The following is a 24,071-nucleotide window of genomic DNA, read 5'->3' on the forward strand; positions in this document are numbered from 1 at the left end:
GCGCGCAGGTCTCTAACGTGAGGAGGCGTGCGGCCCCGGCGTGGTGTCGTACTCTAAACTTCGTGGTGCATTACGTTGCACCGTCGAGCTGATGGAAAGGTTCCCGGTGAACGACCCGCGCGCTGCAGTGGACCCGGCCGCGGCCGTCGCCCTGCCCGAAGCCGTGTCCGCGCTCGACGAGGCCGGCCGGGACGGTTCCGGGCCCCGGCGCGCAGTCGGCCCGGTCGCGCTGGTGGTGGCGGGCGGGCTCTCCGTCCAGTTCGGCGCGGCGGTGGCCGTCCTGCTGATGCCGAAGGCGGGCGCGCTCGGCGTCGTCACCCTGCGTCTCACCGCGGCGGCGCTCGTCCTGCTCGTCGTCTGCCGGCCGAAGCTGCGGGGGCACTCGCGCGCCGACTGGGGCACCGTCGTGGCGTTCGGTATCGCGATGGGCGGGATGAACACGCTCTTCTACCAGGCCGTCGACCGCATCCCGCTGGGCGCCGCCGTCACCCTGGAGGTGCTGGGGCCGCTGACCCTGTCAGTCGTGGCGTCGCGCCGCCTGGTCAACCTCGTCTGGGCGGGCCTCGCCTTCGGTGGTGTCGTCCTGCTCAGTGGCGGAAGCTTCGACCGGCTCGACCCGGTGGGAGCTGCGTACGCCCTGGGCGCGGGTGCGATGTGGGCGGCGTACATCATCTTCAGCGCCCGCACCGGCAGGCGCTTCCCGCAGGCGGACGGCCTGGCCCTGGCCATGGTCGTGGCGGCGGTCCTCTCGCTGCCCCTCGGCATCATGCAGGCGGGCTCGAAGCTCCTGGTCCCCAGCACGCTGGGGCTCGGCGCGGCGGTGGCGCTGCTGAGCTCGGTCCTCCCGTACACCCTCGAACTCATGGCGCTGCGCCGGCTGCCCGCGCCCACCTTCGCCATCCTGATGAGCCTGGAACCGGCCATCGCGGCGACGGCGGGCTTCCTCGTCCTGGACCAGGCGCTCTCCACGACCGACGCCCTGGCCATCGCCCTGGTCATCGGGGCGAGCATGGGCGCCGTGCGCAGCCAGACGTCCCGCGCCGCTTCACCGCGCCGGGAGCGGGCGCGCGGGGCACGATGGAGGGGAACCGAGGAAGGAGGCCCGCGCATGGGATCCGCCAAGGAGAGCGACGGGTACGAGGGGCTGTACTCGCACACCCCCTCGCAGGCCGAGGGTGAACGCGTGGAGCCGGCCGTGCGCGGCAAGGCCCCCGAGACGCACCCCCAAGTCCCCAGGACCGAGCCCTCGCAGGCTGAGGGCGAACGCGTGGAGTAGGCGCGGCGGTGCCGTGACTCAGGCATCGACGGGCGGCGGCCAGCGGGGAGATCGCCAGCGTCTCGTGGACGCGTCAGCGACGATGATCAACGGCGTGCCGCTCGTTCCCTGATGTGCTCGTAGACCGCGTCGTCCATGGCCTCGGGAGTGAGCGGGCGCCCGCTGTCGAAGACCGGAAGTCCGTGCTTGCGCTTGGGCCGCTCCGCGTCGTCGAGGATCATGGTGATGCCCCGCCTGATCAGCTCGGCCTTGCTGACTCCGGTGGCCGACGACTCGGCGTCCAGTCGTACTTCCAGATCTTCCGGGAGGTACACCGTCGTCTTTCTCATGCGACGAAGTTACCCCTGCCCTACGTAGGGCAAGGCCGTGGAAGGACGGCAGGCCTGGAAGCGGCCGGGCCTCCTGTTACGTTCGCTCCTATGGGTGACGGTGTGTACGTGGGCCGCGCGGCAGCGGACGCGGCGCTGGACCACGGCTGGCTGCTGGGCCACTTCAAGGACCCTGCCGACTCGCGCCACAGCGAGGCCCTGGAGATCAAGTGGGGCGTCCATCCCCGGGGCGACGAACGCGCGCGCTGGGTGAGGGGCGAGGAGCGCACCGCCCTGCTCGTCCTGATCAGCGGCCGGTTCCGCATGAGGTTCCCCGAGCGGGACGTGCTCCTGGAGTGCCAGGGCGACTACGTCGTGTGGGGTCGCGGTGTCGACCACTCCTGGTGCGCGGAGGAGGACTCCGTGGTGCTGACCGTGCGGTGGCCCTCCGTCCCGGGCTACCGGGCCGAACCGGACGGCTGATCGCCGCCTCGCGGGCGGCGGCAGGCCGGACGGAACAGGCGCTCGGAGCGGGCTGATAAATCATGCAAGCATGCTTGCTTGTTTTACGGGCCACTGGCATGCTCCGGGGCACACCGCCACGCCCCGAGGGGAGCGCACCGTGCCCGATGCATCGGCCGTGACCGCCGCCGTGCTCGACGACCTGCGTCAGGAGAGCGACGAACTCGACCTGCTGGTAGCGGGGTTGAGCGCGCAGGAGTGGGCCTCGCCGACGCCCGCCGAGGGGTGGACCGTCGCCCATCAGATCGCCCACCTCAACTGGACGGACGAGGTGGCCCTGACCGCCGCGACCGAGCCCGACGCCTTCGCCGCGGAGGCCGAGAGAGCACTCGCCGCCCCGGACACCTTCGTCGACGAGGCCGCTGCGGAGGCGGTGACCGCGCTCGCGCCGGAGGCGCTGCTGGTGGAGTGGCGGGAGGGCCGGGCGCGGCTCCAGGAGGCCCTGCGCGCGGCACCGGCCGGGACGAAACTTCCCTGGTACGGCCCGCCCATGAGCATCGCCTCAATGGGGACCGCACGGCTCATGGAGACCTGGGCGCACGGCCAGGACGTCGCCGACGCGCTCGGCGTGACACGGAAGCCGACCGGCCGGCTGCGGCACGTCGCCAGGATCGGCGTACGCGCCCGTGACTACGCCCACTTCGTACGGGGGCTGGAGCCCCCCGCCGAACAGTTCCGCGTCGAACTCACCGGTGAGGACGGCGAGTCGGCCGTGTACGGACCCGAGGGCGCCGCCCAGCGGGTCACCGGGCCGCTCCTGGACTTCTGCCTGCTCGTCACCCAGCGCGCCCACCGCGACGACCTCGCCGTCGAGGCGGTGGGGCCGGACGCCGACCGGTGGCTGGACATCGCGCAGGCCTTCGCCGGCCCGGCCGGAGCCGGGCGGCCCCCGAGGGCGGACAGGTGACCCGGCCCCTGCGCATAGGCAACGCCTCCGGCTTCTACGGCGACCGCTTCGACGCCGTGCGCGAGATGCTCACCGGGGGCCCGCTGGACGTCCTGACCGGGGACTACCTCGCCGAACTCACCATGCTGATCCTGGGCCGCAGCCGCCTGAAGGATCCGAAGCGCGGATACGCCACGACGTTCCTGCGGCAGCTGGAGGAGAGCCTCGGGCTCGCCCACGAGCGCGGCGTGAAGATCGTCACCAACGCGGGCGGGCTCAATCCGGCCGGACTCGCCGACGCCGTACGCGAGTTGGCGGACCGGACCGGTGTGCCCCTACGGGTGGCGCACGTCGAGGGCGACAGCCGCCCCGTGCCGGACGGCCACCTCACCGCCAACGCCTACCTCGGCGGCGGGGGGATCGCCGCGTGCCTTCGGGCCGGGGCCGACATCGTCGTCACCGGCCGCGTCACCGATGCCGCGCTCGTCACCGGCCCCGCCGCCGCCCACTTCGGCTGGGCGTCCGACGACCACGACGCCCTCGCCGGGGCCGTCGTCGCCGGGCACGTCCTGGAGTGCGGGACCCAGGCCACCGGCGGGAACTACGCCTTCTTCCGGCAGCACGACGTGCGCAGGCCCGGCTTCCCCCTCGCGGAGATCCACGAGGACGGAAGCAGCGTCATCACCAAGCACGACGGCACGGGCGGCGTCGTCGACCTCGGAACGGTCACCGCGCAGCTGCTCTACGAGACCGGTGGCGCCCGCTACGCAGGGCCCGACGTCACCGCCCGCCTCGACACCGTGCGCCTTGATCAGGACGGGCCCGACCGGGTGCGGATCAGCGGGGTGCGCGGTGAGGCCCCGCCCCCCACGCTGAAGGTCGGGCGGGGCCGGCTCGGCGGGTGGCGCAACGAGGTCGTGTTCGTGCTGACCGGGCTCGACATCGAGGCCAAGGCCCGTCTCGTGCGCGAGCAGTTCGCCGACGCCCTGGACCGCGCCGGCACGAAGCCCGCCGAGGTGAGGTGGGAGCTCGCCCGCACGGACAGGGCCGACGCCGCCACCGAGGAGACGGCAAGCGCGCTGCTCAGGCTCGTCGTGCGCGACCCGGACGCGGAGGCCGTGGGCCGCGCGGTGTCCGGGGCCGCCGTCGAGCTGGCGCTCGGCAGCTACCCGGGCTTCCACGTGACCGCCCCGCCCGGGAAGGGCGCGCCGTACGGGGTGTTCGAGGCCGCGTACGTACCGGCCGGGGACGTCGCCCATGTGGCGGTGCTGCCCGACGGGACGCGCCTGGACGTCCCGGCCACCGGGCCGTACCGGGAACTCGCCGACGTGCCGGAGCCGCCCCTGCCCGAGCCGCTGCCCGCCGGGCCCACCCGCACCGTGCCCCTCGGGTACGTCGCAGGAGCCCGCAGCGGTGACAAGGGCGGGGACGCCAACGTGGGCGTGTGGGTCCGCACGGACGAGGCGTGGCGGTGGCTGGCGCACGAGCTGACCGTCGCACGGTTCAAGGAGCTGCTGCCGGAGACCGCCGGGCTCACCGTCGTACGCCATGTCCTGCCCGGGCTGCGGTCCCTCAACTTCGTCGTCCACGGCCTCCTCGGCGAAGGCGTCGCCGCGCAGGCCCGCTTCGATCCGCAGGCCAAGGCGGTGGGGGAGTGGCTGCGCTCCCGACACGTCGACGTACCCGTGCAGCTGACGGACGAACCGGAGGCGAACGCATGACCGTCCTGCCCACCGCACTGGACACCACGGGGCCCGAATACGCCGCGCACCGCGAGGCCATGCTCGCGAAGCTCGCGGAGCTGGATGCCGAGTACGCCAAGGCCCTCGCGGGCGGCGGCGAGAAGTACGTGACGCGCCACCGGAAGCGCGGCAAGCTCCTCGCCCGTGAACGGATCGAGCTGCTGGTCGACCCGGACACGCCGTTCCTGGAACTCTCCCCGCTGGCCGCCTGGGGCAGCGAATACGCGGTGGGCGCCTCGCTCGTCACCGGGATCGGGATCGTGTCGGGCGTGGAGTGCCTGATCACCGCCAACGACCCGACCGTGCGGGGCGGCGCCTCGAACCCGTGGACGCTGAAGAAGGCGCTGCGCGCCAACGAGATCGCCTTCGCCAACCGGCTGCCCTGCATATCCCTGGTGGAGTCCGGCGGCGCCGACCTGCCGTCCCAGAAGGAGATCTTCATCCCGGGCGGCGCCCTGTTCCGTGACCTCACACGGCTGTCCGCCGCCGGAATCCCCACCGTCGCCGTGGTGTTCGGCAACTCCACGGCCGGAGGCGCGTACGTCCCGGGCATGTCCGACCACACGGTGATGATCAAGGAGCAGTCCAAGGTCTTCCTCGGCGGCCCGCCCCTCGTGAAGATGGCCACCGGCGAGGAGAGCGACGACGAATCGCTCGGCGGCGCCGGGATGCACGCCCGCACCTCCGGTCTCGCCGACCACTTCGCCGTCGACGAGCACGACGCGCTGCGCCAGGCCCGGCAGATCGTCGCACGCTTCAACTGGCGCAAGGCGCACCCCGATCCGGGGCCGGCCGAGCCGCCGAAGTACGACGAGGACGAGCTGATCGGGATCGTCCCCGGTGACCTGAAGACCCCCTTCGACCCGCGCGAGGTCATCGCGCGGCTCGTCGACGGCTCGGACTTCGACGCCTTCAAACCGCTGTACGGCACCAGCCTCGTCACCGGCTGGGCCCGGCTGCACGGCTATCCCGTCGGCATCCTCGCCAACGCGCAGGGCGTGCTGTTCAGCGAGGAGTCGCAGAAGGCCGCGCAGTTCATCCAGCTCGCCAACCAGCGCGACATCCCGCTGCTGTTCCTGCACAACACCACCGGCTACATGGTCGGCAAGGAGTACGAACAGGGCGGAATCATCAAGCACGGCGCAATGATGATCAACGCGGTGTCGAACTCCCGGGTCCCGCACCTCACCGTGCTGATGGGCGCCTCCTACGGTGCCGGGCACTACGGCATGTGCGGCAGGGCCTACGACCCCCGCTTCCTCTTCGCCTGGCCCAGCAGCAAGTCCGCCGTCATGGGCCCCCAGCAGCTCGCCGGCGTCCTCTCGATCGTCGCGCGCGCCTCCTCCGCCGCGAGGGGGCTGCCCTACGACGACGAGGCCGACGCCGGGCTGCGCGCCATGGTGGAGCAGCAGATCGAGTCCGAGTCGCTGCCGATGTTCCTCTCGGGGCGGCTCTACGACGACGGGGTCATCGACCCGCGCGACACCAGGACCGTCCTCGGGATGTGCCTGTCCGCGATCCATACCGCCCCGGTCGAAGGCGCCCGCGGCTTCGGCGTCTTCCGGATGTGAGGAATCGGATGATCACCGCACTGCTTGTCGCCAACCGGGGCGAGATCGCCTGCCGGATCTTCCGCACCTGCCGTGAGCTGGGCATAGCGACCGTCGCCGTGTACTCGGACGCCGACGCCGGCGCCCTGCACGTACGGGAGGCCGACACCGCCGTACGCCTGCCGGGCGCGGCACCGGGCGACACGTATCTGCGCGGCGACCTCGTCGTCGCCGCCGCGCTGGCCGCGGGCGCCGACGCGGTGCACCCGGGGTACGGCTTCCTCTCGGAGAACGCCGGGTTCGCCCGGGCCGTCCAGGACGCGGGTCTGGTCTGGGTCGGACCCCCGCCGAAGGCCATCGAGCTGATGGCCTCCAAGACCCGCGCCAAGGAGCTGATGGCGGCCGCCGACGTGCCCCTCCTCGCCCCCGTCGACCCGGACGCCGCCACGGTGGCCGACCTCCCCCTGCTCCTGAAGGCGGCAGCGGGCGGCGGCGGACGTGGCATGCGCATCGTGCGGGAACTGGACGCCCTGAGTGCGGAGTTGACCGCCGCATCGGCCGAGGCAGCCGGAGCCTTCGGGGACGGCGAGGTGTTCGCCGAGCCGTACGTCGAAGGCGGCCGGCACGTCGAGGTCCAGGTCATGGCGGACGGGCAGGGCACGGTGTGGGCGCTCGGCACCCGCGACTGCTCCCTCCAGCGCCGGCACCAGAAGGTCATCGAGGAGGCCCCCGCGCCGGGCCTCGACGAAGCGCTGCGCGGACGGCTGCACGACGCCGCGGTCGCCGCGGCGCAGGCGGTCGGCTACCGGGGCGCGGGGACCGTCGAGTTCCTCGTGTCGGCTGCGGGCCGCCCGTACTTCCTGGAGATGAACACCCGGCTCCAGGTCGAACACCCCGTAACCGAGGCCGTGTTCGGCCTCGACCTCGTCGCCCTGCAACTACGCGTCGCGGAGGGCGATCCCCTGCCCGCCCCGACACCGCCACAGCCGTCCGGGCACGCCGTCGAGGCCCGCCTCTACGCCGAGGACCCGGCGCGCGACTGGCAGCCGCAGACCGGAGCACTGCTCACGCTCGACGTGCCGGACGAGCCCGGAATCCGCCTCGACACCGGATACACCGGCGGCGACACCATCGGCGTCCACTACGACCCCATGCTCGCCAAGGTCATCGCCCACGCCCCCACCCGCGCCGAGGCCGTCCGCCTCCTCGCCCGCACCCTGGAACGCGCCCGCGTCCACGGCCCCGTCACCAACCGGGAGCTTCTCGTACGCTCCCTGCGCCACCCGGACTTCACCGCCGGGCGCCTCGACACGGGCTTCTACGACCGGCACCTGGCCGGGCTCACCGGCCCCGGCGACCCGGCGGACCGACGCCTCGCCGCCACGGCCGCCGCGCTCGCATCGGTGGCGGGCGCCCGGGCAGGGCGGGACGCATCGGGCCCCGCCCGCTTCGGTGCCTGGCGCAACCTCGCCTCCTCGCCGCAGACCAGGCGCTACCGGGGCGAGCCGGACGGCACCGAGTACGAGATGGCCTACCGCACCGGCCGCGACGGCACCCCGGTCCCCGAATCGGGGGAGCGGGCCGTCACCGTCCGCCCCGGGCTGGTCGTCCTCGAAACCGGCGGCGTGACCAGGCGTTTCACCGTCACCACGCACGGCGCCCGCACCTATGTGGACACGGCGTCCGGTTCGTACGCCTTCACTGCCCTGCCCCGCTTCACCGACCGCGCCGAACGCACCGAACCCGGCTCCCTGCTCGCCCCCATGCCAGGCACCGTCGTCCGGCTCGCCACCGGGCTCGCCCCCGGTGCGGCCGTCGAAGCCGGGCAGCCGCTGATCTGGCTGGAGGCGATGAAGATGGAACACCGCATCCTCGCCCCCGCCTCCGGCACCCTCACCGCGCTCCACGCCGCCCCCGGCCTCCAGGTCGAGGTCGGTGCCCTGCTCGCCGTCGTACAGGACGCATCCGCGCCCGCATCCGCGCCCGCATCCGCGCACCAGGAGGAGACGACCCCATGAGCACCGTCCTCGAAACCCAGGAGCACAAGGACCTCCGCGCCGCCGTCGCCGCACTCGGCAGACGGTTCGGCCGCGACTACACCACCGCCCTGGCCCGCAAGGGCGAACATCCCCGCGAGCTGTGGGACGAGGCGGGCAAGCTCGGCTACCTCGGCGTGAACCTCCCCGAGGAGTACGGCGGCGGAGGCGGTGGCATGGCCGAACTCTCCATCGTGCTGGAGGAGCTCGGTGCCGCCGGCAGCCCTCTGCTCATGCTGGTCGTCTCGCCGGCGATCTGCGGCACCGTCATCGCCCGCTTCGGCACCGAGGCCCAGAAGCGGACCTGGCTGCCCGGCCTCTCCGACGGCAGTCTGACCATGTCGTTCGGCATCACCGAGCCGGACGCCGGCTCCAACTCGCACCGCATCACCACCACCGCCCGCCGCGACGGCGAGAACTGGATCCTCAGCGGCCGCAAGGTCTTCATATCCGGCGTCGACATCTCCGATGCGACGCTCGTCGTCGGACGCACCGAGGACGCCAGGTCCGGGAAGCTCAAGCCCTGCCTCTTCATCGTCCCCCGGGACGCCCCCGGCTTCACGCACACCCGGATCGAGATGGAACTCCAGGCGGCCGAGAAGCAGTTCGAGCTGGTCCTGGATGACGTACGACTGCCCGCCGACGCACTCGTCGGTGAGGAGGCGGACACGGGGCTGCTCCAGCTCTTCGCCGGGCTCAACCCGGAGCGCATCATGGGCGCCGCCTTCGCCATCGGCATGGGCCGCTACGCCGTTGAGCGCGCCGTGGACTACGCCAAGACCCGCACCGTCTGGAAGGGCGCGCCCATCGGCGCCCACCAGGCCATCGCCCACCCGCTCGCCCAGGCGCACATCGAGCTGGAGCTCGCCCGGCTGATGATGCAGAAGGCCGCGAAGCTCGTCGACGACGGCGACGACATCGGAGCGGGCGAGGCCGCCAACATGGCGAAGTACGCCGCCGCCGAAGCCTGCGTCAGGGCCGTCGACCAGGCCGTCCACACCCTCGGCGGCAACGGCCTCACCCGCGAGTACGGGCTCGCCTCCCTGATCACCGCCGCCCGTGTCTCCCGTATCGCCCCCGTCAGCCGGGAAATGATCCTCAACTACGTCTCGCACCAGACCCTGGGCCTGCCGAAGTCGTACTGAGACCGCGAGAGGCCGTACCGGACGACTCCGGTCGTTCCCGGGTCTCCCCATCCGCCCCCGCAGGGGCGATTCTGGCTCTCCACCCGCGTCGAAGGGGACCGCCATGGTGTTCCACAGCGAGTACGCAGACGTCCAGCCCCTCGAAAGACCCATCCACGAAGCAGTCCTCGGGAACGCCGCGGACTTCGGTGACACACCCGCTTTGATCGACGGCACCAACGGGATGAGCGTGACCTACGCCCAGCTCGACACCTTCCACCGGCGCATCGCCGCGTACCTCGCCGCGGCCGGGCTGCGCAAGGGCGACGTACTCGCCCTGCACAGCCCGAACACGATCGCCTACCCGCCCGTCTTCTACGGGGCGACGAGGGCGGGCGCCACCGTCACCACCATCCACCCGCTCGCCACCGCCGAGGAGTTCGCGAAACAGCTCCAGGACTCGGCCGCGCGCTGGATCGTCACCGTCTCCCCGCTCCTCGACGTCGCCCGCCGCGCCGCCGAACTCGCGGGCGGCATCGAGCAGATCTACGTCTGCGACCAGGCCGAGGGGCACGTGTCCGTCCTGGAGATGCTCGGCTCCACGGCGCCCGAACCGGACATCGCGTTCGATCCGGCGGAGGACATCGCCGTACTCCCGTACTCCTCCGGGACCACCGGCACGCCCAAGGGCGTCATGCTCACGCACCGCTCCATCGCCACCAACCTGGAGCAGCTGCGGCCCTTCGTCCCCCTCGGGCAGCGCGACCGCATCCTGGCCGTGCTCCCCTTCTTCCACATCTACGGGCTGACCGCCCTCATGAACGGGCCGCTGCGCTACGGCGCCACGGTCGTCGTACTGCCCCGCTTCGACCTCGCGCAGTTCCTGGAGACGATCCAGGAGCACCGGATCACCGGCCTCTACGTCGCGCCGCCCATCGTGCTGGCCCTCGCGAAGCACCCGCTGGTGGGTGACTACGACCTGTCGTCGCTGGAGTACATCGTCAGCGCGGCCGCCCCGCTGGACGCCGAACTCGCGGCGGCCTGCTCGGCGCGGCTGGGCCTGCCCGCCGTACGGCAGGCCTACGGCATGACGGAACTGTCGCCCGGCACCCACGTCGTGCCCCTCGACGCGGAGAACCCGCCGCCCGGGGCCGTCGGGAAGCTGCTGCCCGGCACGGAGATGAGGATCGTCTCGCTCACCGACCCCGGCATCGACGTCGGTTCCGGCACCGACGGCGAGATCCTCATCCGGGGCCCGCAGGTGATGAAGGGCTACCTCGGCCGCCCCGACGCCACCGACGCCATGATCGACGCCGAGGGCTGGCTGCACACCGGGGACGTCGGCCGAGTCGACGCGAACGGCTGGCTGTACGTCGTCGACCGGGTCAAGGAACTCATCAAGTACAAGGGCTACCAGGTGGCGCCCGCCGACCTGGAGGCGCTCCTGCTGACCCACGCCGGTATCGCCGACGCCGCCGTCATCGGGGTCTACGACGCCGACGGCAACGAGGTCCCCAAGGCGTTCCTGGTGCGCCAGCCCGTGGCGGGAGGCCTCACCGAGGACGACGTCATCGCCTACGTCGCCGAGCGGGTCTCCCCGTACAAGAAGGTCAGACAGGTGGAGTTCATCGAGGCCGTGCCGCGCGCGGTGTCCGGCAAGATCCTGCGGCGCGAGCTGCGCGACCGGGAGAAGCAGCGATGACCCTGGCACCCGTGGCCCACGACCGTGGCGTCACCACGCTCACCCTTGACTCGCCGGCCAAGCGCAACGCGCTCTCCGCGCGCCTGGTCGGCGAGCTGTCCGAGGCCCTGGCGGGATGCGCGGCCGACGACTCGGTGCGGGCCGTCGTCCTCACGCACACCGGCAACACGTTCTGCGCGGGCGCCGATCTGACCGCACCCCCGGAACCGGCCGCGTTCGTCGCCCTGATGCGGGCGATCGTCGCCCTGCCCAAACCCGTGGTGGCCCGGGTCACCGGCCACGTCAGGGCCGGTGGTCTCGGGCTGCTCGGCGCCTGCGACATCTCGGCGGTGGGCCCCGACGCGACCTTCGCCCTCACGGAGTCACGCCTGGGCCTCGCCCCCGCCGTGATCTCCCTGCCCCTGCTACCCCGCCTCGACCCGGGGGCCGCCTCCCGCTACTACCTCACCGGGGAGCGGTTCGGTGCGGCGGAGGCGGCCCGGATCGGCCTGGTGAGCATCGCGGAGGACGACGTGGACAAGGCGCTCGTACCGGTACTGGACGGGCTCCGCAGGGCCTCCCCACAGGGGCTGGCGGCGTCGAAGGAGCTGGTCACGGCTAGTGTGCTGAAGAATTTCGACAGTCACGCCGAAGACCTCATCGCCCGCTCGGCAGCGCTCTTCGCCTCCGACGAGGCACGGGAGGGGATGACGGCCTTCCTGGAACGACGGGATCCCGCATGGGTGCTGTGACGACCCCGAAGCAGGACCGGAGCCGCGCCACCCGGCAGCGACTCCTGGCGTCCGCGGTGGCCTGCCTCGCCGAACACGGCTGGGCAGGCTCCACGGTCACCGTCGTCGCCGAGCACGCGGGGGTCTCACGGGGAGCCGCCCAGCACCACTTCCCGACCCGCGAGGACCTGTTCACCGGCGCCGTCGAGTACGTCGCGGAAGAACGTTCCGCCGCACTGCGTGCCCTGCCCGTGCAGGGCCGCGCGGCGGTGGTCGCCGCCCTGGTCGACCTCTACACGGGCCCGCTCTTCCGCGCGGCGCTACAGCTCTGGGTCGCCGCCTCCAACGAGGCCCAACTGAGGCCCCGCGTCACCGAACTGGAGGCCCGGGTGGGCCGCGAGACCCACCGGATCGCGGTCGAACTCCTACGGGCCGACGAGACCCGCCCCGGGGTCCGCGAGACGGTCCAGGGCCTGCTCGACATGGCCCGGGGCCTGGGCCTCGCCAACGTCCTGACCGACGACACGGCCAGACGCCGCCGGGTCGTGACCCAGTGGGCGCGGCTGCTGGACGAGGCGCTGGGCTGAGCGTGGGCTCTGCCGCGCATGCTCAGAACAGTGCCAGGCCCTCGCCGCTGGTGTCCGCGACGACTGGCCGGACGTGGGCAGGGAGGCCGTCCAGGCGGTCAGGAACGGCTGCGGCGGCCACGGCAGGGGCCGTCTCGGCCAGCCAGGCACGAAACCGCTCGGTGGCTTCGCGGTAGGGGACTCGCGCCAGGACACGGTGTTCGCCCGAGGGGCAGAGTTCGACGGCGACGGTGAGCAGACAGGAGCGGGGGGCGTTCTGACTGCCCGTCCAGGAGACGCGCAGGGTGCCGCAGGGCTTGCGTCCATGGGGGGCGCGGTGGGTAGGGCGCAGCGACCGGCAGGCTATGTGGGCGGTCCATGCGGCGAGGTGCGGCAGCGGCAGGGTGGCGCGTGTGCGGCAGCCGGGACAGCGGTGCCAGTGGCGGAGCCAGTCGTCGGCGTCCGTGTGGAACAGGCGTGTATAGCGGTTCGCCACGCGGATGTCGTTGCTGTACAGGTGGTCGGGGCGTTCCTGCGTGTTGCAGGACTGGCAGACGGGGGCGCGGACGTAACCGTGTTCGTGGCAGTGGTCGAGCACGGTCGCGGGCGCGGTGCGGCAGACGGCGCACGCCCACCCGGCCACCTTGCTGGAGGTGCCGGACTTCCTGCTGAGCACCGAGTACAGCTGGCCTTCCAGCTCTTTGCCGTACGGGCGCAGCGAGGCGGTAGGCCCCTCGGGGCTCGCCGTCCGCCGGCTGCCGGTGCCCGGGTCCTGCCGGGGGTGGGAGGGCGGCTCGGTGACGGGTGCGCCTGCCTGGCGCGTCCGCGCGGCTCGCAGCCACTGTGCTTCGGCGTGCTCGGCCGCGTCCATCAGCCTGACCACAGCGCGCGGCAGCCACCACGTGCGCTCTGTCCCGTCTCGGGTCTGCTCCACGAGCATCTGTTGCCAGTCGATCCCCGCCAGATGGTCTGCCCGGTCGGTTTCACGCCGTGCAGCCCGCTCGCGGTCGCCCCGATCCTGGAGTTCCCCCATGATGCGGGGGCGCCAGCGCAGCGGCGTTTCCGCGCCGTACTCCCTCCTCGGCGCACCTCGAAAAGGGCCGATGCGGACCAGGTCCTGCCGATCCATCACGACCGCGTTCAGCCCCGCGGCCGCCCGGCGCACCTCAGCGTCCGGAACACACCACCGACCGTCGCCCGCCCTCACAGTCGCCACCACATGGCTGCCGAGCAGGACGTATCCCATCCGGGCGCGGGCAGGAGAGTGGGTGAACGCCCCGGAAGCCGTCGGCACAGCACTGCCGGCCGTCGAACGGACCCATAGGGCGTCCGCTGCAACCAGGGTGATCAGGCCGTCCGCGCAACCGGACATGACACGCTCCGACATACCGACAGGCTAACGGTCCGCAACGCGGCAACGGGTCCGCGATCACCCTGCCAAGACGAACCGAGCCCGGAGTCAGCGGGGACCCACGACGCCCGATCAGCGGGACCTGAGCAGATCGCGGACGTGACCCGCACGGGCGCGTACGGCGGACTCGGCGAGACCACCGACGGGAAGGTCCACGGGCGCCGACGGATCGGGCCGACCGCACGGGCGGCAGAGACCGTCGGGGAGGGCCTCCGGGGGGCCGGGTACACCGCACTTGGTGCACTCCATCATCGCGCGCCGGACACGGTCTCCTGGCGTGGGCGGCGCGGTGTCCTGGGGGACGGACGGTGGCATCTTGTCGTCGAGGCGGCGGCGTACGAACCCGACGGGGGAGTCGACCTTGGCGGGGAGCCCGGCGGTGAGGGCCTGCGTCAGGTACTCGGTGTTCACGCCCCGGTCCAGCCACTCGGCGGCCCGCGCCTCCAGTACCGCGCAGTCGGCGGCGGACAGGGCCAGACGCGGGTCGGTACGGCCGAGCTGCGCCAGGGCCAGATAGGCGGGCGAGGGGACATCGGCCGGAGCCGGAGCCGGGGTTGGTGCGGGCTCCGGGGTCCGCTGCTGCGGCACGGCAGGCGCTGCGGGCGGTTCAGCCACGGGGGCCGGTTCCTCCGGGGGCGCCCAGGACGGCGGCGGCTGTACGGCGGAGTACGGCACCGCCTCTTGCTGCTCCGGGGCGAGGTGGGAGCCCCACCACTCGTTGTCGCGGGCGGTGCGGGACCAGAACGTCCGGAAGACCCAGCGGACCTGCTCGCCCTCACCGACCAGGCAGCGCACGCGACGCAGGTACCCGGCGACGGACAGGGTCCGCAGGGCCGAGCCGACCGCCTGCTGGCCGTAGAGCGGCAGCTGCTTGGCCAGGCTCTTCACGTCCATCGAGGCGCCGTCGGGAAGGTGGTCGATGAACCCGGCGATGGAGCGCTCACGCGGAGGCAGGAGGGTGAAGTCGTCGGCGCACGCGGGGGACTGGTCCGGCATCGACCGCTTGCCGTAACCGGGATTCGCCATCGGGTACGGGCGGGAGCGTGCGGGGGTGCGGAGGGCAGGACTAATGTGCTGGGTAGCCACGGGATCGCCTTCTTCGATCGTGGGGTGAGACCCCGGCCGGTGCTGTTAACACCGCGTCGGGGTCGTTCGTTTGGTCGCACCGTAAGCAAGCGTGACGCTTCGCCGCAAGCTGATCACGATTAGTCATACTTGCTGGCCGTGACGGGGTAGGGAGGTGGGGGAGGTTTCCCAAAACCCTTCTTTTCCCTACCGGTTACAAGAAGGCGCTCGAATCCCGGAGCCCGCATCCCGACGCCCGGATCCCGAAGCTCGGGCTTCGGGCGCAGCCGTCTTCACTTACACCCTGAGGAGTGAACCGGCCGGTCCCGGGGCTCGGATCCCGGGACGCGAGATCCGAGCTTCGGGCCGCGCCTGGTGGTCCGTCGGGAGGGACCGGTCAGCCGTCGAGGTCGAGTGAGCCGTTCCTGACAGCTGTGACGAAGACCGACCAGCTTGCCGTGGACGCGATCACGGCCGGTCCGTGGGAGACCTTGCTGTCACGCACGGGGACGACGTCGTAGCCGCGGGCCACTTCGAGGCATTCGCCCTGGCTGCCGCCGCTGTAGCTGGACTTGTACCACCGAGCGAGCGTGGACGAGTCGGATACGCGGTGCTCAGTGCTGGCCATTTTTGTGTTCCTCCGCTGCCGCCCGGATGGCGGTCAATGATTCGCGGCGCGACATCGCGTCACTCAGCGCAAGAGCGTAGGCCGTCTGACTGGTCCTCACCAGTGAGGGATCGTCGAGAAGGCTTCCCGAGAGGAAGCCTTCGACGTACGCCACGGGTGCGGAGTCCTGAAAGCTCATGAGGGTAAGCAGCCCCTCCTGGAGGGCGTACGCACCCGCTCCGAATGGCAGTACGTGCAGCCGAAGGCGGCCGGCGGCTGCCATATCCGCGATCTTGCGGAGTTGCTCTGCCATGACCTGAGGTCCTCCTACCTGGCGGCGGAGCACGGCTTCGTCGAGGATCGTCCAGACGACTGGCTTGATCGGCCCGTCAAGCACCTGGGCACGCTCTGTTCGGATGACAACGTCCCTGTCAAGCTCCGCAGATTGATGGTTCGGCCTGTAGGCGGAGAACAGTGCGCGGGCGTAACCCTCGGTCTGAAGGAGCCCGGGAACGAGGGCTGGGGCGAATTGCCGGATCTCTGTGGCCTGCCGTTCCAGCTCGGCCACTGCTGCGAAGTGGTCGACGAACTTCGTGTCCAGATCCTCCAGCCACCGGGCGAAGAACCCGTCCGTACTCAGCGCCCGGTCGATCCGCTGGGCGTCGTCCGGGTTCGGCAGTCGACGGCCCGCCTCGAAGTGGCTGATGAGCGTCGGCGAGCACACGATCTGCTCGCTCAGCGCCTCCTGGGTCAGACCGGCCGTCGTGCGCCTGAGACGCAGTTCCTCGCCGTACTTCGCTCGTGCCGTACGCGGCCTGTGAGGCGACGCCATGAGACCAACTCCCCGGGATGACAGGCGCGCTGTCAGGCGCGAACCCCTGGCAGCGTAGCGACAAGCGGTCCCAGGCTGTGAAGAGTTGGACACGGAGCGCAGCCATTCGCTCCTTCGTGTGGCGTGTCCACGAAACCCGAGGAAAGCAGGAAGCCATGCAGGACCGTATCGCCCGGACGGAGACGGCAGCGTGAGGACGAATTCCGGAGCCGCGCGGTTGCTCCCGTGGACGACGACGAGCGGCGATCCCTGCTATCTCCTCGGGGACGGGGCCGGCAAGGTGTCCCGGATGGCGGACCGTGTCGAGGCGGCGCAGCTGTCCATGGCCGGTGAGCTGCTCGGCCACGCGGCCGACATCCTGGCCGACCGGCGGTCGACGAGCGTGCAGGTGCACTACCTCGCGTGCCGGCTGGCCGAGTCGCTGGGCGACGTGAGGCGCGTGGCCGAGAGCCGAGGGAGACGGCTGGGCGATGCCTCGGGTGAGCAGGCGACCGACGGCGTGTGACCGGCCGTCGATCGCCCCTCCCGTCAGTTCCCCAGGTCCGCGAGCTGGTCGTAGCCCTCGATCTCGCGCGGGTCGCGCGTGCCCGGGCCGACGTACGTCGCCGAGGGGCGCACCAGGCGGCCCGTGCGCTTCTGCTCCAGGATGTGCGCCGACCAGCCCGCCGTACGGGCGCAGCTGAACATCGACGTGAACATGTGCGCCGGGACCTCGGCGAAGTCCAGCACGATCGCCGCCCAGAACTCGACGTTCGTCGCCAGGACGCGGTCCGGCCGGCGCGCGTGCAGCTCCTCCAGGGCGGCCTTCTCCAGGGCCTCCGCCACCTCGAAGCGCGGGGCGGCCAGCTCGCGGGCCGTGCGGCGCAGCACGCGGGCCCGGGGGTCCTCGGCGCGGTAGACGCGGTGGCCGAAGCCCATCAGGCGCTCGCCCTTGTCCAGCGCCTGCCTCACGTAGGCCGCGGCGTCGCCGGTCCGTTCGATCTCCTCGATCATGCCGAGGACCCGGGACGGGGCGCCGCCGTGCAGCGGGCCCGACATCGCGCCCACCGCACCGGAGAGGGCGGCCGAGACGTCGGCGCCCGTGGACGCGATGACGCGGGCGGTGAACGTCGAGGCGTTCATGCCGTGTTCGGCGGCCGACGTCCAGTAGGCGTCGACGGCCTTGACGTGCTTCGGGTCCGGCTCACCGCGCCAGCGGATCATGAACCGCTCGACCACCGACTCCGCCTTGTCGATCTCGCTCTGCGGGACCATCGGCAGGCCCTGGCCACGGGCCGACTGGGCGACGTACGACAGGGCCATCACGGCGGCCCGCGCCAGGTCGTCGCGCGCCGTCGCCTCGTCGATGTCCAGGAGTGGTTTCAGCCCCCACACCGGGGCCAGCATGGCGAGCGCGGACTGCACGTCGACGCGGATGTCGCCGGAGTGCACCGGGATCGGGAAGGGTTCGGCGGGCGGCAGGCCGGGGTTGAACGCCCCGTCCACCAGCAGGCCCCAGACGTTGCCGAACGACACACGGCCGACGAGGTCCTCGATGTCGACGCCGCGGTATCGGAGCGAGCCGCCCTCCTTGTCGGGTTCGGCGATCTCCGTCTCGAACGCGACGACTCCTTCAAGTCCGGGTACGAAGTCGGACATCGGGCGGCTCCCTCGGCTCGGCGGCTGCATGACGGCCCGGAGGCCTGACCACGATACTGGCGGGTGCGCACGACGCGGGGAAGGGGGACGACGTCCGGGACGGCATCCCGGCTCGCCCTCCGGTGATCTCGCCCCTGCCCGCCGGGTACACCGGTCCGCTGCGGCAGGATGGCCCCCGTGCCCACAGCTGATGCCACTCCGTCCTCCGCTCCCGCCTCCTCTGGCGCCTCTGCATCCGATTGCACCACCGATCCGGCCGTGATGCGCGAGCAGTACCGTTCCGAGGACTTCACCGAGAAGGACCTCGCGGCCGACCCCATGGACCAGTTCGCCCACTGGTTCAGCGAGGTCGCCCGGGGCGGCGGGCTCCACGAGCCGAACGCGATGGTCGTCTCGACCGCGACCCCCGACGGCAGGCCGTCCTCCCGCACGGTGCTGCTGAAGCAGTACGACGGCCGGGGCTTCGTCTTCTTCACCAACTACGGGTCCCGCAAGGGCCGCGAACTGACGGCGAACCCGTACGTCTCGCTGCTCTTCCCCTGGCACCCGCTGGCCCGCCAGGTCGTCGTCACCGGCACCGCGGCCCGGGTCGGCCGCGAGGAGACCGTCGCGTACTTCCGCACCCGCCCGCACGGCTCACAGCTGGGCGCCTGGGCGAGCGAGCAGTCGTCGGTGATCGGCTCCCGCCAGGAGCTCGTCGAGCGCTACGACGAACTGGCCGCGCGCTATCCCGAGGGCGAGAAGGTACCCGCGCCGCCGCAGTGGGGCGGTTTCCGCGTGGTGCCGGACGCGATCGAGTTCTGGCAGGGCCACACGAACCGGCTGCACGACCGGTTGCGGTACGTGCGTGAGGACGCGGGATGGCGGGTGGAGCGCCTCAGCCCGTGAGGGCGCGCTCCCGCTCCGGGCCCGGCGTGACGGGCCCCGGAGCGGGAACGCGGAAACCCGCAGGCTCTGGTCCCTCCTTGCGGAGGAGCCGGCCGGATCTACCGGCGAGCCTGCGGGTCGGTGACTGCTTGGGTTTCGGCAGACAGCCTGCCGAGGTGCACTGTGTGCGACGACGGGCTGTCAGCCCGCAGCCACCTCACGAATCCGATAAGACCGCACTTTTCGGATCACCTCCTTTCAACGTGTACGTACAGCCTAAGAAGCTCCCCGCGGCCGCACAAGCGGTTTATCCGCGCCTCTCCCCGTACACCGGCCGTCACCGGTGGACACCGGATTTCCGGGAAGTGGCTGTGTGGTGGCTCACAGTCGAGTTCAATGGTCTGACGTGCGGCAATGCGGAACACGACGCGGAAGACGCCCTGCGGGAGGTGCGGAGTGAGTGCTTCCAGGAGCACCGGGACCACCGACGCGCTCGGTCCCGACGAGGACCCGGAGCGGGAGACCGCCGCGGCGCCGATCCCGGGATCACAGTTGCTCGCCGCGCTCCTCGACGGCATGGACGCCGCCCTGTGCGCCTTCGACGCGCAGGGCACCATCACCCACTGGAACCGTGAGGCCGAGCGGATCCTCGGCTGGTCCGCCGCCGAGGCCGTCGGACGGCGGGGGTTCGCCGGCTGGGCCGTGCGGAGCGCGGACGCGGGTGACGTGCAGAAGCGGCTGATGTCGGCCATGCACGCCCCGGGACGGCAGGTCCACGAGTTCGCCCTGCTGCGCAAGGACGGCGGGCGGGTCCTCGTGCGGACCCAGTCGGCGCGGGTGCGCGGCGAGGACGGAAGGCCGGCCGGGGTCTACTGCGCGTTCGGCGAGGTGCACGCACAGATCGATCTCGAGCGGTCCATCGCGCTCAGCGAGGCCCTCTTCGAGGACGCGTCCTGGGGTGTGGTCCTGGTCGACGTGGACCTGCGGCCCACCGTGGTCAACGCCTACGCGGCCCGGGCGCTGGGAGGCGGGCGCGTCACCCCGCTGGGGCGTCCGCTGGGCGAGCTGCTCGTGCAGGGCGTCGAGGATCTGGAGGGCGCCCTGCAGCACGTCCTCGCCGAGGGCGCCCCGTCCTCCCCGGCCGAGCTCTGGGTGACCCTGCGCACCGCGGACGGCGACCGGCGGCGCTGCTGGCGCAGCGGGTTCCTGCGGCTGGCCTCGCCGCTGGCGGAGGAACCCGTCCCGCTCGGGGTCGGCTGGCTGTTCCGGGACGTCACGGCGTCGAAGCTCGCGGCTCAGGACGCGGACCGGGTGCGGTTCCGGGCGAACCAGCTGCACCGGGCGGCCCGGCAGGCGTCCGAGTGCGAGGATCCGATGGAGGCGGCGACCACCTCGCTGGACTACGCACTGGCGGGGTTCGCCGACCACGTGGTGGTGGACCTGCTGAAGGACCACGCCTCGGGGGAGCGGCTCGTGCGGGCCGCCGCCACGCCGTCCGACGCCCCCGGCCCGTGTCTGCCCGTCTCCGGCGGATCGATCCCGGTGCGGTACGGCAGGGGGCACCCGGCCGTGCAGGCGCTGGAGCGCACGGGTTGCGTCCGCGCGGCGGCGCCGGCCGGGGCGGGCGAACCGTGGGCGGTGGAGCACCGGTGGCCCCGCGACTCCGCGCACGCCCTGTGCGCGGTGCTGCGGAGCAGGGGGCGGACGCTGGGCGTGGTGACGTTCCTGCGAGCCGCCAACCGCGGCGCCTTCGAGCGCCCCGACGTGACGTACGCGGAGAGCGTGGCGGTGCGGGTCGCCTCGGCCGTTGACCTGGCCCTGCTGACGGCGGGGCCGGAAGGGGTCCTGGAGGCGCAGTGAGGCGGTACGCGGCAGGTGGCTCAGGGCCTCAGTGGCGGTAGAAGATCCGGTCCCCGTACTCCCGCATCACGCGGCCGTTCCATTCGTGTCCGCCGTCGACGTTGCCGGAGCGGAGCAGTGGGGGCTCGATGCCCCGGGCGACGAGCTCCTCGGCGGCGGTGGCCATCATGGCCTGCATGAGTGCGCTGGTGACCACCGTCGAGGCCGGTGCGAAGGGGGCCGCGACGCCGTCCGCTGTCAGCTCCGCGTCACCGATCGCGATCTTGCTGTCGAGCACGATGTCGCAGTGGTCCCGCAGGAATCCGCCCGAGACGTGCCGCGACTTCGTGCCCGTCGTGTAGGCGACGGAAGTGACGCCGACGACCGTGAGACCGAGGGCGCGCGCGTTCTGGGCCATCTCCACGGGCAGGGCGTTGCGCCCCGAAAGGGAGATGACCACGAGGAGGTCGCCGGACCGGGCGGGGCTGGAGTCGAGCACGGCGCCCGCCAGGCCGTCGACCCGCTCCAGCGCGGAGCCCAGCGTGGCCGGCATGACGTCGACCCCCAGCGTGCCCGGTACGGCGAGCAGGTTCATCAGGGCCAGTCCGCCCGCCCGGTAGACCACGTCCTGCGCGGCGAGCGAGGAGTGCCCGGCGCCGAAGGCGAAGAGCCGGCCCCCCGAGGCGACGGTGTCGGCGATCGCGGCACCGGCGGCCGCGACAGCTCCGGCCTCCTCGTCGCGCACCCGCTCCAGCAGGCCGATCGCTGCGTCGAAGAACTGACCGGCGAGCTTGCTGTCGCTCATCGAGGAGGCCTTTCCTGCGGGGGAAGGGGCCCGTGCGGTGCCCGTGTCGCGGATCACGTTGCGGTCTGGACCAGTGGGCTGTCAATAGCGCTCGGGGCCCGCCCGCTGCACGGGGCTTGCATCGGCGCGGCACGGTTGTCGGCCGTATGCGTCAGAATTGGTGGGGGCCATCGCACGACGACTTCATGTCACAGCATCGAGGGGCACGTATGTCCGGACTGATCGACACAACGGAGATGTATCTCCGCACCATCCTCGAGCTCGAAGAGGAAGGCGTGGTCCCGATGCGCGCCCGGATCGCCGAACGGCTGGACCAGAGCGGTCCGACGGTCAGCCAGACGGTGGCGCGCATGGAGCGGGACGGCCTGGTCCAGGTCGCGGGCGACCGCCATCTGGAACTGACCGAGGAGGGGCGCCGCCTGGCGACCCGGGTGATGCGCAAGCACCGGCTCGCCGAGTGCCTGCTCGTCGACGTGATCGGCCTGGAGTGGGAGCAGGTCCACGCCGAGGCATGCCGCTGGGAGCACGTGATGAGCGAGGCGGTGGAGCGTCGCGTGCTGGAGCTCCTGCGTCACCCGACGGAGTCCCCGTACGGAAACCCGATCCCGGGTCTGGAGGAGCTGGGCGAGAAGGCCGAGGCCGATCCGTTCCTGGACGAGGGCATGGTCAGCCTGTCCGAGCTCCACCCCGGCGCCGAGGGCAAGACCGTGGTGGTGCGCCGGATCGGCGAGCCGATCCAGACGGACGCACAGCTGATGTACACGCTGCGGAGGGCGGGCGTGCAGCCCGGTTCCGTCGTCAGCGTCACCGAGTCGGCCGGCGGCGTGCTGGTCGGATCGAGCGGTGAGGCGGCCGAGCTGAACGCCGAAGTCGCCTCGCACGTCTTCGTAGCGAAGCGCTGACCGGTGGCGATGCAGACACCGGTGGGCTGTCGGCACGTGCATGCGCCGGTGCGGATGCACGTGCAGATGTGAACCGGTAAGCCCGCTTTCTGTTTTCCGCCCGGAATCGCAGCGCCCGGGCGAAACGCGTGCCAGGCTGTGGCCAGGCATATGACCTGAGGGTGCCGGCGGAGTCCGCCGCGCGGTCGGGGAGGGAGCAGGGAATGCGCCCGTCATACTGGCGCGTGCGCCGCGAGGCGCCTGCCGGACTTCCCGGTGCCCACCCGGTCGCACGGGGCGTTCACACTGCTCCGGGCACCCGCCGGGGCCGGCCGCGAGGTTTCCTGCCCGCGCCGTGCGCCGCCGGACTCGGCCCGGGTGGTTTCCGTGGCCCGGCATCGGTGCCGACGGGTCCGCTCGCGCATCTGCCGGGCCCTTCCCTGCGACTGGACCCTCCTTCCGACCCGTCGGGCCGGCGCCCCCGCGGAGCCGAGCGTTCCGGAGCAGGGGAAGGCCCCGGCGCCGATGGGCGCCGGGGCCGGTCCTCCCCTGTGCTGACCTGGAGCCCCGAGCTCTCGAGGTCAGTCCCCGCGAACCCCTGTCCCCGAGTGGTCCGCTTCCCGCTGAAGGTCTCCCCGGGGCGGCGGGCGTCAATCCTGAACCGCTGTCACTCAAACGTGGGATGTTGCGAGCCGAAGCCGAGTTTTCGAATAAAGGTTCGATAGCCTGGTGAACGCGACCACATGGTGATCGAGGACCAGAAGGGGGTGCCAGAACCTATGGTGCGGCGCATCGATGTGACCGGGACCGACGGCGTACGCCTCGCGGCCTGGGAGTTCGCCGATAAGCCCAAAGGCGGCGCCGAGGCCGCTCACGGCGCCGGCATCTTGATGCTTCACGGGCTGATGGGCCGGGCCGCGCACTGGGCCTCCACCGCACGCTGGCTCTCCGAACGCCACCGGCCGGTCGGTCTCGACCAGCGGGGCCACGGCCGCAGCGAGAAGCCGGCAGAAGGTCCTTACACCCGGGACGCGTACGTCGCCGATGCCGAGGCCGCCATCGAACAGCTGGGTCTCGCCCCCGTCACCCTGATCGGGCACTCGATGGGCGCGCTCACCGCCTGGCAGCTCGCCGCGAAGCGTCCCGACCTGGTCAAGGCCCTGATCATCTGCGACATGCGGGCCTCCGCGCTCGGGGCCGCCTCGCAGCGCGAGTGGGAGGACTGGTTCAACTCCTGGCCGCTGCCCTTCGGGTCCCTGGCGGAGGTGCGGAAATGGTTCGGCGAGGACGATCCCTGGGTCGAGCGGCCCACCCCCTCGAGAGGCGAGTTCTTCGCCGAGGTGATGGCGGAGAGCCAGGACGGCTGGCGGCCGGTGTTCTCGCGGGAGCAGATGCTCACGTCACGGGCCACGTGGGTCTACGACGCCCACTGGGAGGAACTCGCGCAGGTGTGCTGTCCCACCCTGGTCCTGCGCGGGATCGACGGCGAACTGGGCAGGGCCGAGGCCCAGGAGATGGTCCGTGTCCTGCCCCGCGGGCAGTACGCGGAGGTGGCGGACGCCGGTCATCTCGTCCACTACGACCGGCCGGAGGGCTGGCGGAGCGCGGTGGAGCCGTTCCTGGAACAGCTCGCCGAGGACGTCCGGGAACACGTCAGCCCCTGAAGGGCACCGACCTGTGCCGGCCCGGCCGAAGGCCACGGCC

21 protein-coding genes and 1 pseudogene are annotated in these 24,071 nt (G+C 72.0%); 15 read left to right on the plus strand and 7 right to left on the minus strand.

What is annotated here, in order from left to right:
- Nucleotides 1-91: 91 nt before the first annotated feature.
- Nucleotides 92-1,054: pseudogene (locus ACFU5K_RS15655) on the plus strand (DMT family transporter); the annotation flags it as partial.
- A gap of 308 nt (nucleotides 1,055-1,362) precedes the next feature.
- On the opposite strand, the gene ACFU5K_RS15660 reads toward ACFU5K_RS15655, so the two are convergent.
- Entirely contained in the window at nucleotides 1,363-1,605 is a 243-nt protein-coding gene (locus ACFU5K_RS15660; RefSeq protein WP_384061251.1) for a ribbon-helix-helix domain-containing protein, read from the minus strand.
- A gap of 90 nt (nucleotides 1,606-1,695) precedes the next feature.
- Here ACFU5K_RS15660 and ACFU5K_RS15665 point away from each other — a divergent pair, with 90 nt between their 5' ends.
- From ACFU5K_RS15665 to ACFU5K_RS15705, 9 genes are all read left to right on the plus strand, one after another.
- A complete protein-coding gene (locus ACFU5K_RS15665) occupies nucleotides 1,696-2,067 on the plus strand; it encodes a signal peptidase I (protein WP_384061254.1) in 372 nt (123 codons plus the stop codon).
- A gap of 139 nt (nucleotides 2,068-2,206) precedes the next feature.
- The gene (locus ACFU5K_RS15670) at nucleotides 2,207-3,013 is read left to right on the plus strand and encodes a TIGR03084 family metal-binding protein (RefSeq protein WP_384061257.1); all 807 of its coding nucleotides are present in this window, start codon (nucleotides 2,207-2,209) and stop codon (nucleotides 3,011-3,013) included.
- On the plus strand, nucleotides 3,010-4,713 hold the full coding sequence (locus tag ACFU5K_RS15675; protein ID WP_384061259.1) for an acyclic terpene utilization AtuA family protein: 1,704 nt from the start codon (nucleotides 3,010-3,012) through the stop codon (nucleotides 4,711-4,713). Before ACFU5K_RS15670 ends, ACFU5K_RS15675 begins: the two co-directional genes overlap by 4 nt.
- Complete coding sequence (locus tag ACFU5K_RS15680) at nucleotides 4,710-6,305, plus strand: acyl-CoA carboxylase subunit beta (protein ID WP_384061263.1); 1,596 nt, start codon at nucleotides 4,710-4,712, stop codon at nucleotides 6,303-6,305. The genes ACFU5K_RS15675 and ACFU5K_RS15680 overlap by 4 nt, the downstream gene beginning before the upstream one ends.
- Nucleotides 6,306-6,313: 8 nt before the next feature.
- Nucleotides 6,314-8,302 (plus strand): biotin carboxylase N-terminal domain-containing protein, encoded by a 1,989-nt coding sequence (locus ACFU5K_RS15685; protein ID WP_384061266.1) that lies wholly within the window; start codon nucleotides 6,314-6,316, stop codon nucleotides 8,300-8,302.
- Nucleotides 8,299-9,465 (plus strand): acyl-CoA dehydrogenase family protein, encoded by a 1,167-nt coding sequence (locus ACFU5K_RS15690; RefSeq protein WP_384061269.1) that lies wholly within the window; start codon nucleotides 8,299-8,301, stop codon nucleotides 9,463-9,465. Before ACFU5K_RS15685 ends, ACFU5K_RS15690 begins: the two co-directional genes overlap by 4 nt.
- 103 nt (nucleotides 9,466-9,568) lie before the next feature.
- Entirely contained in the window at nucleotides 9,569-11,146 is a 1,578-nt protein-coding gene (locus ACFU5K_RS15695) for a 4-coumarate--CoA ligase family protein (protein WP_384061272.1), read from the plus strand.
- Nucleotides 11,143-11,877 (plus strand): enoyl-CoA hydratase family protein, encoded by a 735-nt coding sequence (locus tag ACFU5K_RS15700; RefSeq protein ID WP_384061273.1) that lies wholly within the window; start codon nucleotides 11,143-11,145, stop codon nucleotides 11,875-11,877. The genes ACFU5K_RS15695 and ACFU5K_RS15700 overlap by 4 nt, the downstream gene beginning before the upstream one ends.
- Complete coding sequence (locus ACFU5K_RS15705) at nucleotides 11,865-12,443, plus strand: TetR/AcrR family transcriptional regulator (protein WP_384061276.1); 579 nt, start codon at nucleotides 11,865-11,867, stop codon at nucleotides 12,441-12,443. Before ACFU5K_RS15700 ends, ACFU5K_RS15705 begins: the two co-directional genes overlap by 13 nt.
- Before the next feature lie 22 nt (nucleotides 12,444-12,465).
- On the opposite strand, the gene ACFU5K_RS15710 is transcribed toward ACFU5K_RS15705, so the two are convergent.
- The 4 genes from ACFU5K_RS15710 to ACFU5K_RS15725 all read right to left on the minus strand — a co-directional run bounded on the left by ACFU5K_RS15710 (nucleotide 12,466) and on the right by ACFU5K_RS15725 (nucleotide 16,337).
- The gene (locus tag ACFU5K_RS15710) at nucleotides 12,466-13,809 is read right to left on the minus strand and encodes an endonuclease domain-containing protein (protein WP_384061278.1); all 1,344 of its coding nucleotides are present in this window, start codon (nucleotides 13,807-13,809) and stop codon (nucleotides 12,466-12,468) included.
- A 96-nt stretch (nucleotides 13,810-13,905) separates the two neighbouring features.
- Nucleotides 13,906-14,919 carry a MarR family transcriptional regulator gene (locus tag ACFU5K_RS15715; protein ID WP_384061282.1) on the minus strand — a complete coding sequence of 338 codons (1,014 nt, stop codon included), beginning with the start codon at nucleotides 14,917-14,919 and terminating at the stop codon, nucleotides 13,906-13,908.
- A 376-nt stretch (nucleotides 14,920-15,295) separates the two neighbouring features.
- Complete coding sequence (locus ACFU5K_RS15720) at nucleotides 15,296-15,526, minus strand: DUF397 domain-containing protein (protein WP_384061284.1); 231 nt, start codon at nucleotides 15,524-15,526, stop codon at nucleotides 15,296-15,298.
- On the minus strand, nucleotides 15,513-16,337 hold the full coding sequence (locus ACFU5K_RS15725) for a Scr1 family TA system antitoxin-like transcriptional regulator (protein ID WP_384061287.1): 825 nt from the start codon (nucleotides 16,335-16,337) through the stop codon (nucleotides 15,513-15,515). The genes ACFU5K_RS15720 and ACFU5K_RS15725 overlap by 14 nt, the downstream gene beginning before the upstream one ends.
- A 190-nt stretch (nucleotides 16,338-16,527) precedes the next feature.
- Here ACFU5K_RS15725 and ACFU5K_RS15730 point away from each other — a divergent pair, with 190 nt between their 5' ends.
- Entirely contained in the window at nucleotides 16,528-16,842 is a 315-nt protein-coding gene (locus ACFU5K_RS15730; protein WP_384061289.1) for a hypothetical protein, read from the plus strand.
- A gap of 23 nt (nucleotides 16,843-16,865) precedes the next feature.
- Here the strand turns inward: ACFU5K_RS15730 and ACFU5K_RS15735 are convergent, their stop codons facing one another.
- Nucleotides 16,866-17,975, minus strand: coding sequence for a citrate synthase 2 (locus tag ACFU5K_RS15735; protein WP_384061292.1), 1,110 nt, complete (start codon nucleotides 17,973-17,975; stop codon nucleotides 16,866-16,868).
- A gap of 261 nt (nucleotides 17,976-18,236) precedes the next feature.
- Between ACFU5K_RS15735 and pdxH the strand changes: the two genes are divergently transcribed.
- Both pdxH and ACFU5K_RS15745 read left to right on the plus strand, forming a co-directional pair.
- On the plus strand, nucleotides 18,237-18,863 hold the full coding sequence (pdxH, locus tag ACFU5K_RS15740; RefSeq protein ID WP_384061321.1) for a pyridoxamine 5'-phosphate oxidase: 627 nt from the start codon (nucleotides 18,237-18,239) through the stop codon (nucleotides 18,861-18,863).
- A gap of 435 nt (nucleotides 18,864-19,298) precedes the next feature.
- Nucleotides 19,299-20,702 (plus strand): PAS domain-containing protein, encoded by a 1,404-nt coding sequence (locus ACFU5K_RS15745; protein ID WP_384061294.1) that lies wholly within the window; start codon nucleotides 19,299-19,301, stop codon nucleotides 20,700-20,702.
- Between the two features lie 28 nt (nucleotides 20,703-20,730).
- Here ACFU5K_RS15745 and ACFU5K_RS15750 read toward each other — a convergent pair whose 3' ends face one another.
- Nucleotides 20,731-21,486 (minus strand): SIS domain-containing protein, encoded by a 756-nt coding sequence (locus tag ACFU5K_RS15750; protein ID WP_384061296.1) that lies wholly within the window; start codon nucleotides 21,484-21,486, stop codon nucleotides 20,731-20,733.
- Between the two features lie 209 nt (nucleotides 21,487-21,695).
- On the opposite strand from ACFU5K_RS15750, the gene ACFU5K_RS15755 reads away from it, so the two are divergent.
- Nucleotides 21,696-22,388 carry a metal-dependent transcriptional regulator gene (locus ACFU5K_RS15755; protein ID WP_384061299.1) on the plus strand — a complete coding sequence of 231 codons (693 nt, stop codon included), beginning with the start codon at nucleotides 21,696-21,698 and terminating at the stop codon, nucleotides 22,386-22,388.
- A 758-nt stretch (nucleotides 22,389-23,146) separates the two neighbouring features.
- Complete coding sequence (locus tag ACFU5K_RS15760) at nucleotides 23,147-24,031, plus strand: alpha/beta fold hydrolase (protein ID WP_384061324.1); 885 nt, start codon at nucleotides 23,147-23,149, stop codon at nucleotides 24,029-24,031.
- Nucleotides 24,032-24,071 lie beyond the last annotated feature (40 nt).

It is taken from the genome of Streptomyces sp. NPDC057428 (assembly GCF_042803195.1).
Classification (GTDB): domain Bacteria; phylum Actinomycetota; class Actinomycetes; order Streptomycetales; family Streptomycetaceae; genus Streptomyces.